Here is a 14,082-nt window from a genome sequence, read left to right on the forward strand (position 1 = left end):
ATCTAGGGACGGACAATTTTTACATACATATTATATCCATTTAAAGCAGACATTTCCTCTATTATTTAGGCGAACCTCTTGACCTTTTACCCATCACCTACCCTTCGCATTACTAAACAATAATAACTCCTTCCGGATTGTAAGTTTTCTTGGCTCCCACATGTTCAACTCTTTTTTCCCAATTATTCCCCAGATAATAAAATCTCAGACTGTCTTGCTCCGGATCAATTAATTTTAACAGTCTATCCTTTAATTTTAAAAATGAAGAATAATCAAGATCTGCTTCAAATACTGAATTTTGTACTCTTTGTGCATGATTTTGACACTCTTTCGCAACTTTTCTCAATCTGGTTCTCCCTGCCGAACTTGTAGTGCTCACATCATAACTAATCAAAACCATCATAATACAGATTCCCCTTTGCTTATTTCAAAAGAAAAGATGGATACGTTTCAATATCACCACGTACATACTTAGCTAAAAGGTTACTTTGAACATATGGCAAGAGTCCCATCGGAATTTTCTGTTTTAAATAAGGATGCATCATATCAGAACGCTTCTTTTCCTGCCATCGAGTTAATACTTTTTTACGTCCTTCATCATTCAACCAGGTTGCACCTGATATCTGCTGTTCAAAATCCTTTTCCCCAATAATTTGTAAATTTAAAAGACCAATCACAAACCGTTCGACAAGGCATCTTGCTTCTTCTACTAAATCACATGCAAGGGAAACTCGTCCGCTCCGCAACATATGGCAATATCCGATATAACTGTCAAGACCAACGGTTTCCAACGCCGCCGCAAATTCACTGGTTGCCAATGTATATACAAAAGACAAAACGGCATTAACGGGGTCCAATGGCGGCCTTTTGGTACGCAACTCAAAGGTAAACGGAACTTTTTTATTTGTAATTAGTTTGTTAAATATAGAGAAATAACTTTGTGCGCAATACCCCTCTATACCAACAACCTCTTCTATGCTCTGCGCCTGATACAGTTGCTCAATACCCGTAGCCAATACTTTTATAACTTTCTGGATTTCTGCATCTTCACGTAATTCCGGGTTATCATGTAATGTACGACGTATCAACTGACGTGTATTACTAAATTTTGCGGCCATTGTATTCTGAGCTAGTACAAGACCAGATTCTCTGAATTTATCAATCTGCGCCACCCTTAGAAAGACATTCCCCTTAGTTTCTCCACAAACTTTTGCAAGAAACTTCCCCTGGGGTGATATAAAATTAATTGGAATCGTTTTTCCCACACATTTACCCATTAACGCCGGGGAGCAGCCAACATAATTGAAGCAGACAATATTTTCGATGTTCTCAAAAGGAATCCGAAGTTTAATTTCTCCATCTATTTTGCATACAAGATTTTCTCCGTCTAAAGTCAGATATGCCATCTCGTTTGTAACATAAACCGTATTCAACAGTTTTCTCATAACTCCGCCTCCTCTATTTTCTTTATCTCCGCCCGAAAATCTTTCATAGGCTTAATGGAAGGCATACACAAATCTTTCATAGAACATCCACTACACTTTTGTCCTTTTCTGATCGCGGGTATTTTCCCTTCTTTCAAATAACCTCGCATTTCTTTTATAATCTGTTTAAGCTTTATATCATACTCTTCATAATTCTGCCTGAAAGGTAGCACTACACGTTTTTTCACGTCCGCATAGTAAATAATCCCGTCGCAATCTGTGCCAAACACATAATCAACACAAACTTTTTGCGCAAATACCTGCATTAGATCATCATCCCTGTAATCCATACTTTTGGGTATGGTTGGCTTATACTCTACAATGGAAATATGATATTTTTCATCGCTGCCATTAAATGACACTCCCTCTTCATCCTTAGTAAGTTCAAGACAATCAGTCACTCCATAAAGATTATATTCCTCCAGGTCATTATAAACAGGAACTGAAGTATATACCTTTTTCCCTCGCATTGTATAGCTCTTATCTGGATCATGCACCCGCTCATGCATCAGGTTTGCTTTTGTCACATACATATTTTCTGCCCATACTTTATCTATTTCCATAAGTCCCCAACGATGAGGGCAATATAAATAATGTTGAATGGAGCGGATTGTTATTTCGGCTGTATTCATATCTTTTCAATCAGTTCAACGCCTGCCGGCATGTTGCTGTCAATACTGATTTCATAATCATCAAAAGCTCTTGGAATAATATTATCCTTCTCTTTTACGCTTATTTTATCAAACAAAATATGAGACGGACTATTGCCGAGTACATTTTCATGCTTAAACACATAAAGCTTTCTCATGCACATCTTCCCCCGCGCTGCACTATGATCATTTTCAAACATATTCATAAGTGCAGTCCACAGAAGTTCCACATCTTCTTCAGATAAGTCTGTTGACTTATTTGCCAACGCCGCAGAGACATATCCTTCTGCACGGTATAACGCATAAGGAATCACACTCTTTCTACCCATTTCCGTATCACCCGTCTCTTTTCTATCCTCCGTGGTACGTGCCTGACGAGTAATCGTAACATCCTGAATATTAACAGGTGAAATACTTCTGGCAAAATTAATCTGCACTGGGCCTCTCACAATACCACAGGGATCATCACCGGTTGACATGACCGCTCCAAATGTTCTTACGTCAAAATAGGTACGACACATATAATCTCTTGCCTTTTTTACTTCATTCGGATCTTTCCCTTTGTTTTTTGTCTTTAATCCTTCTGCTTCATAAGCAGCCGTAAACTTGGCATTCAATGACCGGTCCGGTTTAATCAAAATGTTATATCCGGGCACTCCTTCCTTCACAAGTTCCACATAGTTTCTGATTTTTCTTTTTAAGCAGACGTCTGTGATATATCCATATCCAGATTCTGCATCAACCCTGGGCGCATTTCCTGCATCCGGATCGCCATTTGGATTCCCATTTTCAACATCAAAAAGTATTACAAAATCATATCTGTTTGTAAGTGCCATATTATTTTTCCTCCGTTTCTTCTGATTTGGATGATTTTTTCCACAAATCCTGATTCTGTTGGTAATATCCGACATCAAATCTGCCCTGATCTGTCAAACGCAGCGTTTCTGGAAATTCTCCCTGAAGCCCGTCCATAATCTCGCCAATCAGTTTATTGTAGTAAACGGGATATTTCACTTTATTCAAATGGTTCTGTGCAAGACGGATTAATTTAGGAAATACCAGCGCCGGCTTTGCAGATGCAGAAGCAAAATAGGCGTCTTTAATCGTCCTGTTCAATGAATTATTGGACGCATCCTGCTGCAATTTTTCAAGTACGGCAAACAATCTGCCACACAAATATGCAGGTGTTTGATTTGTTTTATCCAGTGACACTTTTAATTCCTCCTTTGACTCTCTGTTATTAATGCAGGCTTTTATGATTCCTGCCCTAATCGCATTAATCTTCCCACTTCCTTCATCCGTCTTTACTCTTCTGATTATTGTTTCTAAGAGAGAAACTGGATAGGTTCCGCCATTTAATATGGTTTCCAACAGCCTTGATATCAGCGCAGGATTCACTTTATCATTTTTACTCTTTGGCGAAATCATCTCTCTCTTTATCTGCCAGAGCGCAACTGAATGAAAATCATCCGATACCTGCAAATCTTTCTGGAATTTTGCGATATTCCAGAGCACATCTGCGTACCTTCTTCGTATGATGAATTTTACAGACAGCCTGGATGAATTTGGTTTCAATCCCAACATATAAAAATCTACATTCGGATCGATTATATCCAGTGACTGCAGCCGTTCTTCTGTCACTTGTACATCTTTTGCATCCTTTAATAAATTTTTGAGCATAGCATCTGTCTTTTCCGCATCCATCTGATCTTGCTGTCCGAAAAACATTTTCATGAACAGATCCTCGTAGGTCTCCTGACTACTCATAGCCCAGAACACGATCGTCATCTCATCCAGCATTGCTTTGTGCTTATTAGTGCTAAGCAGGAAATTTAAGGCTTCCGTATATTTTTTCATAGCTGTTTCAGAAATGTTGCTGTTATAAGACTGCTCATTTCCATAAGAATTTTCCGAGTCGTTGTTAAATCCTATCAGCACACTTCCTGTAGCCAGGCCACCGTAGACGCCCTTTATTTTACTGTGTATCCTGGCAATTGGAACTTGTTCTCCAGTAACAGCACACTGTGCCTTTCTTGCATCATCTCCTTGCTCTGCTCGTTTTGTATACTCTTCTTCCCATTTTTTCTTGACTGCAGATTCTTCATGTAAAAGGCAATCCGGATTCCCAGACAGACAAAACGCAAAACCAGATTTCTGGTAATCTTTTCCCAATCCAAGCAGCCATTTGTTTTCTACTTCTTCTTCGGGCTTCCAGGAATTCAGGAAGTTTTTATATGCGGAGATAAGCGGAGACTGGAGGTTTTCTATAAACTCCAAATTCTCCTTTACAAACGCCTCATGAGACTTTTTTGCTTTATCTGTTCTGTCTTCCGGTGTCAGATGATCCTTGTCCAAATTCAAACCGAAAATATACAACGGTCTGTGTTCCGCAATATTTGCGTCTATACCAGGCTTTTCTGTTCTCTGAGGCATCACCATTTCTATTGGAACTTTTTTCTCCTTGGTCTTCTTGCCTGACTGGACCAGCTCCTTTTTCTGACAGTCAATAATCTCATCTATCTTTCCATCTGCAGTCAGGGAAATCAGATAATGAATGTTCACCTTAGAATATCCGGCCGGAAGAACGCTGCCCTTCTTGGCCAGGATATCATAATAATCACACAAGGCCTTGATTAACATCGCAATTCCTCCCTGTATTTTTTTACATCAATAACACCTTTGATCATATGTGGCCGATAATAAACCGTAGAGGCTTTATCCGAAAATTTCGGATTATCCCAGTCATGATTAACTGGCTTCCCGCCATCTTCAAATTGGACTTTATAACTCATATAACCAAGGTCTACATCTCCCATGCTAAGGATTTTACTGCTGATCAGATTTTCATCAAACTCTGTTACCAGTTCAATCCGCTTCACTGGAAATTCACTACAGCCCAGGCACGGCGTTCGAAACCACTGCCCTTTTTCCAGCCTCCTTTTAATTATGTTATAGTGCTTGTTTTCCCCGTCTGACTCTGCGTCATTTTTCAATCCGGTCAATTCAAAGTGAAACTCTACTCCGTATTTTACATTTTTCAGCACCATTGCAGCACGCTGACTTCTACTTTCGGAGGCATATATACAAGGGTCACCATCTTTTCCATTCATCTGGCTCTTCACCGCGCTAAGCAAGATTTTGTCTTTGACTTCATTTCTTCTGATATTCACGAAATCAATATCCTGGAAAACAATGATCTTATCGATAACATAACGAATAGCCGGTTTCCAATATACACTCTTTAGAAGTCCCTCCAACGCTCCCGGGGTCGGCACGTCATAACTTACCCGTTCAACTTTAAGTTCTGGTCTTGTAAAACAGGCATAATCACCCTCTACAATAATTTTAAATCCATAGCTCATCTCTCTCACCCCTTTCTTATAAAAAATAGTCCGACGCCTCAAACAATACACCTGTATATTCATCATAATAATCCATATTAGTCAGACAGTAAATACCTGTTCCATAATCATCCACTACATGCTGCCGGATCAGATCTTCCAGTTCTTTTTGCCGTACTGAACATGTATAATTCTGCAGTTTTCTTACATTACCTTCCTTTGTATATTTCATTATTTCCACCAGCTTCTCACTCTGCACATCCCTCGGAACAACAAGCGATACCTGTCTGGAATCAATTAGTTCAAACTTCTCTGCATACTCTTTAAATGGAATGGAGGCAATATCCGAACACTCCCTATGCATTGTATTTTTCTGAATATCTTCCTTTCTCATAAAATACAATCTGGAATAATATTCGTCGACACATTTCACATCTGAAATATTCTCATATTTTTCCAGCAATCCTTTCGTAAGATTTGCTTTCTCATCTAGAGCATTTTTCTTTGTGTCCTCTGACAGATCAAAAACAAATACATCCGCTATTTCTCGTTTCCCTTCTCTGTTACATCGTCCTCCTGCCTGAAGAATACTGTCCAGCCCGGCTCTTTCTCTAAATACTGTATAAACATCTAAATCAACACCCGCTTCAATCAAAGATGTGGAGATAATGGTGATTCTTCTATTCTCTGGAACATCTTTGTAATCCGGATAGTCCAGTTCCAATTGATGCAATTCCTGTCGTATTTCTCGCAGAATCTTTTTCCGGTCATAAGAAGTCATGTATGTAGATAGATGATACTTCTTTCCGCCGCATTCCTGATACAGTTTTCTGGCAGTAGCCTTTTTATTTACAATAATCAGAGACGATGGATATTCACAGCATCTTGCAAGTAATTCTGAAGGTGTAACTTCCCCTATATAGCTATATTTACATTTCTGAAATTTTGCAAACATAGCAGTGTCTTTAATCAATCTTACAATTTTACAGTCCGGCAATGCATATTCATTCAATAACTTTTCAAAATCCGGCATTGTTGCTGTCAGAAAGACTGCTTCGCTATGCAGATATCTTGTAATATATGCCACAGCCTGAAGACATGGCTGTAAATAATTCTGAGGCATCAGATGTGCTTCATCAAAAATCAAGATACTGTCTGACATATTATGCATTTTACGAAGTTTGCCCCTTTTGTTTGCATAAACAGATTCAAAAAACTGAACTGCCGTCGTTATAATAAACGGTGCATCCCAGTTTTCTGCTGCCGTCTTTGCCGCCATCCGGTAATCTTCACTTCCATTTTCTTCGTCTTCATATGAAAATGTTGACTGGTGACGCAAGATTTCCATATCTTTGCCAAACAAATTCTCAAACACATCTGCCGTCTGTTCAATAATGCTATTATAGGGAATAATATAGATAATCCGTTTCTTTTCCTTTTGTACAGCTCTTTCCAATGCAATCTTTATACTTGCAAGTGTTTTTCCACTGCCTGTAGGCATATTCAACAGATAAATATCTCCATCCTGACCTGCATTCTGAAATGCCTGATTTTGAAGAAGCGCTCTTGTCTTTTGCAGTTCTGTTCTACACACAAACGAATCAAGCCTGGCATTAACCTTTTGAAGACAAGCTGTAAAATCTGTATTTAATTTTCTTGGAAATTCTCTTTCTTTACAAAATTCAGCCGTATCGTTTGAATCCGCATCTACAAGGCAGGAAAATACATATCTGGTAAGAAATGCAAACTTATCAATCACATTCTCCAATTGATTATCACAATCCTGGAACAGATACTTCATCCACCCTAATCCATCCAATTCCGGCAGGGAAAGTTCCTTTTTATACTCACTATAATCTTCAAAATCTCTTGTTAATCTGCCGCACAATGTCGATTTATCTGCATCATCGTTAGGAAATCCGCCATCTGGAATTCCTGAATGATGACCGGCAATACAATATTCCATCATAAGAGCCATGGGAGCAGGTATTGCATAATTGTCTTTTGCTGCAAGTGCTCCACAAGTAGAATGTTCTACTCTAATATTTTCTCCACTAATCCTTTTACCGAAGGATTCCTGATACTTTCCGACATCATGAAGTAAGCCAATCGCATACAAGAAATCTTTCAACTCTGAAATTGCGTATTCTCTGCACAGATTAGCCGTTTTTTCACTATGTTCTTTAACAGTTTGTATCTGTCCGGTAATTTCATTTTTATGAGCAATATAATTCATGAATTGTTCACCTCTCTTTTACAAATAAATTTCCAAATCTCTTATACACATAGTATCATATAAAAATCTCTTTTTCAACTTTATTATAATGTATGATAATTCGTTATAAAAAAATGATCATTTACAGGTCCTCTTACTCTGCAAATGATCACCTCAAACATTATAATAATTTCTACTCACGCAGTTTCCCACGACTCAAAGATAATTATCTTTTTCCTATTGTAACTATTTTTTTCTAATCTGGCAATTCAATATTTTCATAAAGAAATTTACTTACATAAAAAACATAAAAACATATGCCCTTGTAAAATGTTGTTGATTTCTTAAAATAGCATATTTATGATCTACTTGCCTGTCAGCGGATTGCTCTGTATACTGTCATAAGACTACAGAAAGAAAAAGTCTCAGAGCACCCTCCCTGGAAAGTCGTGTACTCTGAGACCCGGTTATAAAAACCATGGTTATTATATCAGAATACACACTGACCTACAAGGCGGACTCCGGTGTTTTTTGTTATGAGCAGTGATGACACCCCTGTCTGCCCCGTCTGTGGCGGTACTTTGAAGTATCGCGATACCAGACTACGTATCCGGAACTGATTATTGCTGTGCTGAATTGCTTTAAAAATGACCATAGAAAATAGCCGTCCTACCCTGAGAAAGTAAACGGCTATTTCAGATAACTAATATTTTCGCCGGGGTGGGTGAGGCGTAGTCACCTTCCGACTGTCTTGTTAAATATATTATAGATCATAAAAAAAGTTCTGTCAAATATACAATCCGCCCCAACTATTTTAGCTCTTTTCAAACTCTACCATTCCGTTTCAATCTCGTCATTTTTTGCTATTTGACGAGATTGAAACGCAAATGACGAATATAACCTTTCATTTAATTGCCGTATTGAAATATGAACATTTACCACTTATCTGTAAAGCTGTGACAAAATTCCGCTTCATTCAGAACCAGATCATCTGCTATATCCTTTGCAAATACTGTGTGAAACATCAGGCCATAAATACCACATACGATTTCAAACGGTGCAATCGCTTTGGAACGATAAATTGTAATTCTTATCTTATTTTTATATCCCTCATCTTTTATAATTGCAGAATTTTTCTTCTCCTCAATATATTTTTCCCCACATAAACATTCACCTCACCGTTCCATATGCTCCATATACTCCGCGATCTTTCTCTCCCACTCCGGCATCTCTTCCTGCACCATCCCGTCCTATTCGTGAAGATATACCATCGAATCTTCCCGCGTCCCCGGAATCAGGGCAGTATTCCCGTCCGCGTCGCAGCGGATATGCCACCGCCCCTCTTCATCCTGCCAGAACTGATAAAAAGAAGATGTTGCGTGATTCTCTGCCCCAATCACACTGTCGTCTCCATCGATGCAGATCTGGTCAGATCCCGGGACCGGAAACATCAGGATGCTCACAAAGTCCCCTTCCAGATAATAGTTCTTAATGCAATGTCCTTTCTTTTGGATTTCTGCATAATATTTATCGATGAATTCCTGTGAAAATCCCTGCCCGTCCATGGAGATGCACCGGTCGACCTTGTCTGACAGAACCGTCACGTACTGTGCTTTATTTCCGCCTTTGGAATGTCCTGCCACTGTAATGCTGTCATAGGGCAGATTTTCAATATAATCCAGAGCAGCTTTCTGGCGTTCCGTATCGGAGACTCCGAGCCCGATCGCATTGTCTATCCATTCATCCTTTCCGCTTGTTCCCCTGAATACAACAACAGCATGCTCAGGATCGTCCGGGTCATTAAAACATATCGCAGGAACTGAGTCGTCTTTATTCACAATATCCAGACTGTACAAATCCGGATCGCTTTTGATCTGGCGTATGATGGCCGCCCATTTCTTTCCACCTGTATAGTCCTTTGTGCTGTCAGGATTTCCCGGATCTTCAAGCCTTTGCAGCGCATCATCATCAAACTGCTGGAGCAGATTCTCCACGCTGTCATACGGGCCGAGGAGCACCCCGGCTGCATCCGCCACATCGTCTGTAAGATAGGTCAATTGCTCGAGCAGCATGATTTGTTCATCTGTAAGATACATGATCATTTCCTCCGTCAGTAAACCGTAACCTTGCCAGAAGCCGAAATTGCACATTCTGCCTCAGCCGTAAATATGTCCGCTCTCAGCTTGTCCTCATATCCGGTTGCATCGATCAACTCCCACTGAGCTGCATCTGTCAGTCTCAGACAGATCTGTGCCGCCACACCCTGGCACTGGCTTTCCATCCACTGCGCACACTCTTCTGTAAAATCCCGGAGCTGCGCCTCCGTACACACGCTTTCAGAAATGAAGATGTACGTGACTGCCGATGCAGTCTGCAGTACATTTTCCTCCGTTACACTTTGTCCGTCTGTACCCTGTCCTAAGTTCCGGATATCGCTGAATACTTTGATCCCGCTCTCCGGGAAAGACTGTACGGCAAATTCTCTTACCCTGCTCTCATACAGAGGTCTGACTCCGATATTGCCGTAATCATCTTCGTAATGATATTCTCCGTCCTCATATGTCCGATATACGGTCACCACATCTGACGGTGTCCCCGACGCCGGATATGCCTCCAGGTGCTCCTTCTCCAGATTCCCTGCTTCTGCATAAGACAGGTAGCAGAATTCCTCCTGATATTTACTCTCCAGATACGAAAGCATCGCCTCGATCGACGTGACCGCGTTCTTCTGGGTATCGGTAAGTTTATCATAATCAGCCGGCAGTCCCATCTCTTCCAACAGTTCTCTCTGCCTCTGTGTCAGTTCTGTGCTCACCTTTTCATCCTCCCTGTCCATTCCTGTTCCCGCTCCTGTGCATCCGGCTGCTGACCACAAACAGACTGATGCGAGGAATACAGCAAAAGTTCTCTTCCAAAAGGTTTTCTTTCTTATCCCCACTCTCATTCTCCTCCCCGGTAGAATCCTGCGGTACGTTCATCCGCCGCAGTGAATTCTATCTCTGCGCTGTCGAGGCGTTCCGCCGTCACAGCCGCCAGGGCGCCAAGTGCATTTCCCACACTTTTAAGCTCGGCGGCCATTGCTTCTAACTCCTTTACGAAAGCACCTTCCCCCTGCTCAAATTCCAGACGGTACGACCTGGAGCTTATCTTGGATGCAAGTTCCCGCATCCTCTCCGCCTGTATCTTCAGCATTGCCCTCTGTACTATGATCGTCATCTCTGATATCACTGTATTTCACCTCATTTCCGCCTGCCGGGAATTTACAAAAAGCCTGCAAGAGTGCTCATGATATCCCCGAACGATATGTCCGGGTATGTAAAGTTATCCGTGTCCTCAATGTCCTGGATCTCCCTGGCGACAGCCTCCGAAATGTCCGGAAGCACTGCATCCAACTGTTTCTTTATCTCTGACACCTGCCCTGAAAGCCGTGCAAGCTCCGTGCAGACCAACACGTCGTCGATCCCGATGTCTGCCGTATCAGACAGGATCTTGTTATATTCCCGGATACACTCATCCAGGAACTCGATGTAACGCTCTGTCTTATTCAATGCTGCGGACAGTTCCCCGTCCGCACATACAAGTTCTCTGCTCATTGCTGTGCCTCCCGCGCCGCGCGCTCCTGTTCTTCCCTGGCAGTATCGATCATGCTGTTGATCGAGTCTATGGATCTCTCGAGTGATGATATCCTGTTCTCGCAGTTCTGTATCTTCAGTCTGTACTCCGCAAGCTTCAGCCGTATCATCACATCCAGTCCGGTAAATGCCGCCCCTACGATCTTTGCCCCGAATCCGTTCAGAGTTCTCTGTGAGCCCTCCAGATAAAGCTGTGCTGTACGGCACCTTGAAGTTATGGATGAAAGTTCTGATGTACGGTTCAGTTTTACTGTATTTACATTGTGGAAATTACTCTGAGCCGTATCTACAGCTCCGTCAAACCTGCGCAGCGACTCATACGCCCTTTCGTATTCCTGTATCTTCCGTTCCTGCTCCGCGATCTCCTGTTCACAGGCCGCGCGGCGCCTGATAAGGTCATTTACAATATCCATCTTCTCCTCCTTCCACTCTCCAGACTACAGTTCCTCAGATAGTCCGGGATGTTCCGGACACTGCTCGCACGCTATAGATACCTTACGATCCGCCCGGTATGTCTGTAATATTCAACCGTGACGCTGCTGCTACCCGACAGTCTGGTGTAGTCGTCTCCCGATATCTCCAACCGGACACGTTCTCCCCGGCTGTCCGTTCCTGTCAGGTAGTAGTGGAGCGAAAAGATACCTGTATGCGCCTGGGATCTGCTGACCTGTATATCCGTCAATTGCGCCGTCTCCGGTCCGGACACAAGATCCAGAGCCGTGCTCCCCGTAAATAGTACGCCGATCGCCACACATGCGGCTATGACAAGGATCCGGGCTGCTTTCACGGAAGCCTGGAACCGCCCTCTGGACTGTATGATCCGCACGATCACATAGATGCATACCGTCCAGATGGCAACTATGTCGCAGATCTCATCGATCATTACAAGAGGGCCTGTCTTCGGCATGAGCAGTCCCGCCGCGACCACGGCAAGTACAAAAATGCATAAAATAATCTCATAAGTCTGTATTTTTCTTTTCACCAACTTGTTATCCATTTGAAACTAGTCCTCTCATCTCTTGATCCACTTGTACTCTCCATTAATCTCCTGATAGGGTTTTCCGTTTATGGATCTATAAAAAACAATATCGCCTTTTAGTACATTCTTCAGTTTTTCTATGGAATCACATATATCTTTCTCAGTAAGATCATTGCTGTAATCAGTCAGTTTCTTCAAAGCAATATAAGCGTCATCGTCTTTCGTTATCCTAACATTAAAACAGTTAAATTCTCCTTCAAATTGAATCATATATGGTTTCGGTATATACTGGAATTTCAACAAAAACCATCCATGATGCTCCCAGGCGTGCTTTTCCTCCTCCAGCAATATTTCGTCTCCAAACTGCCGGTGCATTTCTTTCTTTACACAGGACATTGCCGTATGCCCTGACATATATCTGCCTGACCGCATGCCATAAATCACCTTCTTTTATAAACTTTCGGTATCACAGAAATATTTTATCTCTCGTCATCAAACCGAAAAGAAAACCGCCTGTTTCTTCCGCACGTTCACGGACATATCCGTTCAGGATTGATTACTTATAATGGACCAGATCGTACGGGTAATAGGGCACATGTTCCATGCCTGTATCGTCTATATTCAATATTTTTGCCACAGCCCCGGCTTCAAAACTCCAATACCCATAATATATCTTCTGGCTGCTCTTATGCGCTTCGTAACATCCGCAGTCTTCCCTGTACCAACAAGACAAGTATTCCTGTAGAGATTCTCTTCTATTATGAGTCAGTACCACCTTCTGCAGCAAAGAAAAATTTTTCGGAAAGATCAGATCAACGTCTTTATTTTCCATTTCAATGTCTGTCCATGAGCACAACAGAAAACTCAAAAGCCAATCATCAATGTTTGCAGCATCCAGCATAGCTTTCGTCTCTTTTGCCAATACGATATCTCCCTCAAACAAAACTCCCAGTGAAATCATTTTCAGGTTTTTATTATAATTATCCGGTTCCCATACCTCTCCCCAGCTTTTCAATAATTCTGTATATTCACCTTCCAATACCGAAAGTTCGTCCCCTCTGGAATATCTGGCTGTTAATATTCCCAGCTTTAAATCATGTATTTTTGTTTTTACTGGCAGTTGCCTCTCCGGTTTTACTTCGCCATTTGCCAGCTTATCTGAGAATCTGGTTATCCTCGCCAGCTCCTCTTGCAAAAATTCATTAAAATATTCTCGATCTTTTATCTGATCTCTCATTTGCAGTCCTCTGTTCCATTCTGAAAAACTTCGGCAGCTTTGACCCTTATGGGCATCAGAAGCATCGTCTCAACAAATTCTTTTTCTCAACTGTCCTCTCCTGACAAAAGCAAGAATAAGCGCGATTACCTGAAATGCTATAGCAAATACAAGTAAAATACAACTAAGTGTCAGGTTCTCCTCTGAAATGATAGAAAACGGTGTCATAACCGCAGAATCACCTGTAAGGCTTCCGCTTGCAAGCATCCACACCCCGATCTCTACTATTGCAGTTATTATTGTAAAAAAAGCAGTGAGAACACATTCTGCTGTTGCAAGAACCTTTCCTGATTTCTTCAGCCGTTCCGCGCGGGACGGATTTTCCGCAGATACTTTATGGCTCAATTTGATCCTGACCTTTGCATTGATGTCAACACAAAGGATAATAATTATTTCTACCAGTGTGAATATACCAAACAATCCCACATAAGGATTTACAAATGAACACACTGCTGACAATATTAATGGAATAAGAATATACATGAACACACCTTCCGCTTTATCT

At 41.5% G+C, this 14,082-nt stretch carries 16 protein-coding genes; all 16 read right to left on the reverse strand.

From position 1 onward, the window contains the following. Positions 1–112: 112 nt before the first annotated feature. The gene (gene cas2 / locus H6A13_RS11235; protein WP_204909659.1) at positions 113–403 is read right to left on the reverse strand and encodes a CRISPR-associated endonuclease Cas2; all 291 of its coding nucleotides are present in this window, start codon (positions 401–403) and stop codon (positions 113–115) included. Between the two features lie 19 nt (positions 404–422). After that, a complete protein-coding gene (gene cas1c / locus H6A13_RS11240) occupies positions 423–1,445 on the reverse strand; it encodes a type I-C CRISPR-associated endonuclease Cas1c (protein WP_204909660.1) in 1,023 nt (340 codons plus the stop codon). Continuing rightward, positions 1,442–2,116, reverse strand: a complete 675-nt coding sequence (gene cas4 / locus H6A13_RS11245; RefSeq protein WP_204909661.1) for a CRISPR-associated protein Cas4 — start codon at positions 2,114–2,116, stop codon at positions 1,442–1,444. Before cas4 ends, cas1c begins: the two co-directional genes overlap by 4 nt. Beyond that, positions 2,113–2,970 (reverse strand): type I-C CRISPR-associated protein Cas7/Csd2, encoded by an 858-nt coding sequence (gene cas7c, locus H6A13_RS11250; RefSeq protein ID WP_204909662.1) that lies wholly within the window; start codon positions 2,968–2,970, stop codon positions 2,113–2,115. The genes cas4 and cas7c overlap by 4 nt, the downstream gene beginning before the upstream one ends. Before the next feature lies 1 nt (position 2,971). Next, positions 2,972–4,774 carry a type I-C CRISPR-associated protein Cas8c/Csd1 gene (cas8c, locus tag H6A13_RS11255; RefSeq protein WP_204909663.1) on the reverse strand — a complete coding sequence of 601 codons (1,803 nt, stop codon included), beginning with the start codon at positions 4,772–4,774 and terminating at the stop codon, positions 2,972–2,974. Next, a complete protein-coding gene (gene cas5c, locus H6A13_RS11260; protein WP_204909664.1) occupies positions 4,768–5,496 on the reverse strand; it encodes a type I-C CRISPR-associated protein Cas5c in 729 nt (242 codons plus the stop codon). Before cas5c ends, cas8c begins: the two co-directional genes overlap by 7 nt. 16 nt (positions 5,497–5,512) lie before the next feature. Continuing rightward, positions 5,513–7,711, reverse strand: a complete 2,199-nt coding sequence (cas3, locus tag H6A13_RS11265; RefSeq protein WP_204909665.1) for a CRISPR-associated helicase Cas3' — start codon at positions 7,709–7,711, stop codon at positions 5,513–5,515. A 1,229-nt stretch (positions 7,712–8,940) separates the two neighbouring features. Further along, the gene (locus tag H6A13_RS11270; RefSeq protein WP_204909666.1) at positions 8,941–9,786 is read right to left on the reverse strand and encodes an Mbeg1-like protein; all 846 of its coding nucleotides are present in this window, start codon (positions 9,784–9,786) and stop codon (positions 8,941–8,943) included. A 14-nt stretch (positions 9,787–9,800) separates the two neighbouring features. Continuing rightward, positions 9,801–10,505: a hypothetical protein gene (locus H6A13_RS11275; protein WP_204909667.1), complete on the reverse strand. Its 705-nt coding sequence runs from the start codon at positions 10,503–10,505 to the stop codon at positions 9,801–9,803. Positions 10,506–10,630: 125 nt separating this feature from the next. Continuing rightward, entirely contained in the window at positions 10,631–10,906 is a 276-nt protein-coding gene (locus tag H6A13_RS11280) for a hypothetical protein (RefSeq protein WP_140403099.1), read from the reverse strand. A gap of 44 nt (positions 10,907–10,950) precedes the next feature. Beyond that, entirely contained in the window at positions 10,951–11,283 is a 333-nt protein-coding gene (locus H6A13_RS11285) for a hypothetical protein (RefSeq protein WP_204909668.1), read from the reverse strand. Beyond that, a complete protein-coding gene (locus tag H6A13_RS11290) occupies positions 11,280–11,735 on the reverse strand; it encodes a hypothetical protein (RefSeq protein WP_087416514.1) in 456 nt (151 codons plus the stop codon). Before H6A13_RS11290 ends, H6A13_RS11285 begins: the two co-directional genes overlap by 4 nt. Before the next feature lie 71 nt (positions 11,736–11,806). Further along, positions 11,807–12,319, reverse strand: coding sequence for a hypothetical protein (locus H6A13_RS11295; protein ID WP_204909669.1), 513 nt, complete (start codon positions 12,317–12,319; stop codon positions 11,807–11,809). 15 nt (positions 12,320–12,334) lie between these two features. After that, entirely contained in the window at positions 12,335–12,733 is a 399-nt protein-coding gene (locus tag H6A13_RS11300; protein ID WP_204909670.1) for a hypothetical protein, read from the reverse strand. Between the two features lie 124 nt (positions 12,734–12,857). Further along, positions 12,858–13,538, reverse strand: coding sequence for a PoNi-like cognate immunity protein (locus H6A13_RS11305; RefSeq protein WP_204909671.1), 681 nt, complete (start codon positions 13,536–13,538; stop codon positions 12,858–12,860). 69 nt (positions 13,539–13,607) lie between these two features. After that, positions 13,608–14,082: hypothetical protein (locus H6A13_RS11310; RefSeq protein ID WP_204909672.1), on the reverse strand; the 475-nt coding region annotated here is incomplete at its 5' end.

It is taken from the genome of Mordavella massiliensis, from assembly GCF_016902415.1.
Taxonomy (GTDB): domain Bacteria; phylum Bacillota; class Clostridia; order Lachnospirales; family Lachnospiraceae; genus Merdimonas; species Merdimonas faecigallinarum.

Coding starts and splice junctions, on each gene's coding strand:
- H6A13_RS11290 (WP_087416514.1), bottom strand. CDS start 11,735: ATGGATATTGTAAATGACCTTATCAGGCGCCGCGCGGCCTGTGAACAG.
- H6A13_RS11295 (WP_204909669.1), bottom strand. CDS start 12,319: ATGGATAACAAGTTGGTGAAAAGAAAAATACAGACTTATGAGATTATT.
- H6A13_RS11280 (WP_140403099.1), bottom strand. CDS start 10,906: ATGACGATCATAGTACAGAGGGCAATGCTGAAGATACAGGCGGAGAGG.
- cas5c (WP_204909664.1), bottom strand. CDS start 5,496: ATGAGCTATGGATTTAAAATTATTGTAGAGGGTGATTATGCCTGTTTT.
- cas1c (WP_204909660.1), bottom strand. CDS start 1,445: ATGAGAAAACTGTTGAATACGGTTTATGTTACAAACGAGATGGCATAT.
- cas7c (WP_204909662.1), bottom strand. CDS start 2,970: ATGGCACTTACAAACAGATATGATTTTGTAATACTTTTTGATGTTGAA.
- cas4 (WP_204909661.1), bottom strand. CDS start 2,116: ATGAATACAGCCGAAATAACAATCCGCTCCATTCAACATTATTTATAT.
- H6A13_RS11305 (WP_204909671.1), bottom strand. CDS start 13,538: ATGAGAGATCAGATAAAAGATCGAGAATATTTTAATGAATTTTTGCAA.
- cas2 (WP_204909659.1), bottom strand. CDS start 403: ATGATGGTTTTGATTAGTTATGATGTGAGCACTACAAGTTCGGCAGGG.
- cas3 (WP_204909665.1), bottom strand. CDS start 7,711: ATGAATTATATTGCTCATAAAAATGAAATTACCGGACAGATACAAACT.
- H6A13_RS11285 (WP_204909668.1), bottom strand. CDS start 11,283: ATGAGCAGAGAACTTGTATGTGCGGACGGGGAACTGTCCGCAGCATTG.
- H6A13_RS11270 (WP_204909666.1), bottom strand. CDS start 9,786: ATGTATCTTACAGATGAACAAATCATGCTGCTCGAGCAATTGACCTAT.
- H6A13_RS11300 (WP_204909670.1), bottom strand. CDS start 12,733: ATGCGGTCAGGCAGATATATGTCAGGGCATACGGCAATGTCCTGTGTA.
- cas8c (WP_204909663.1), bottom strand. CDS start 4,774: ATGTTAATCAAGGCCTTGTGTGATTATTATGATATCCTGGCCAAGAAG.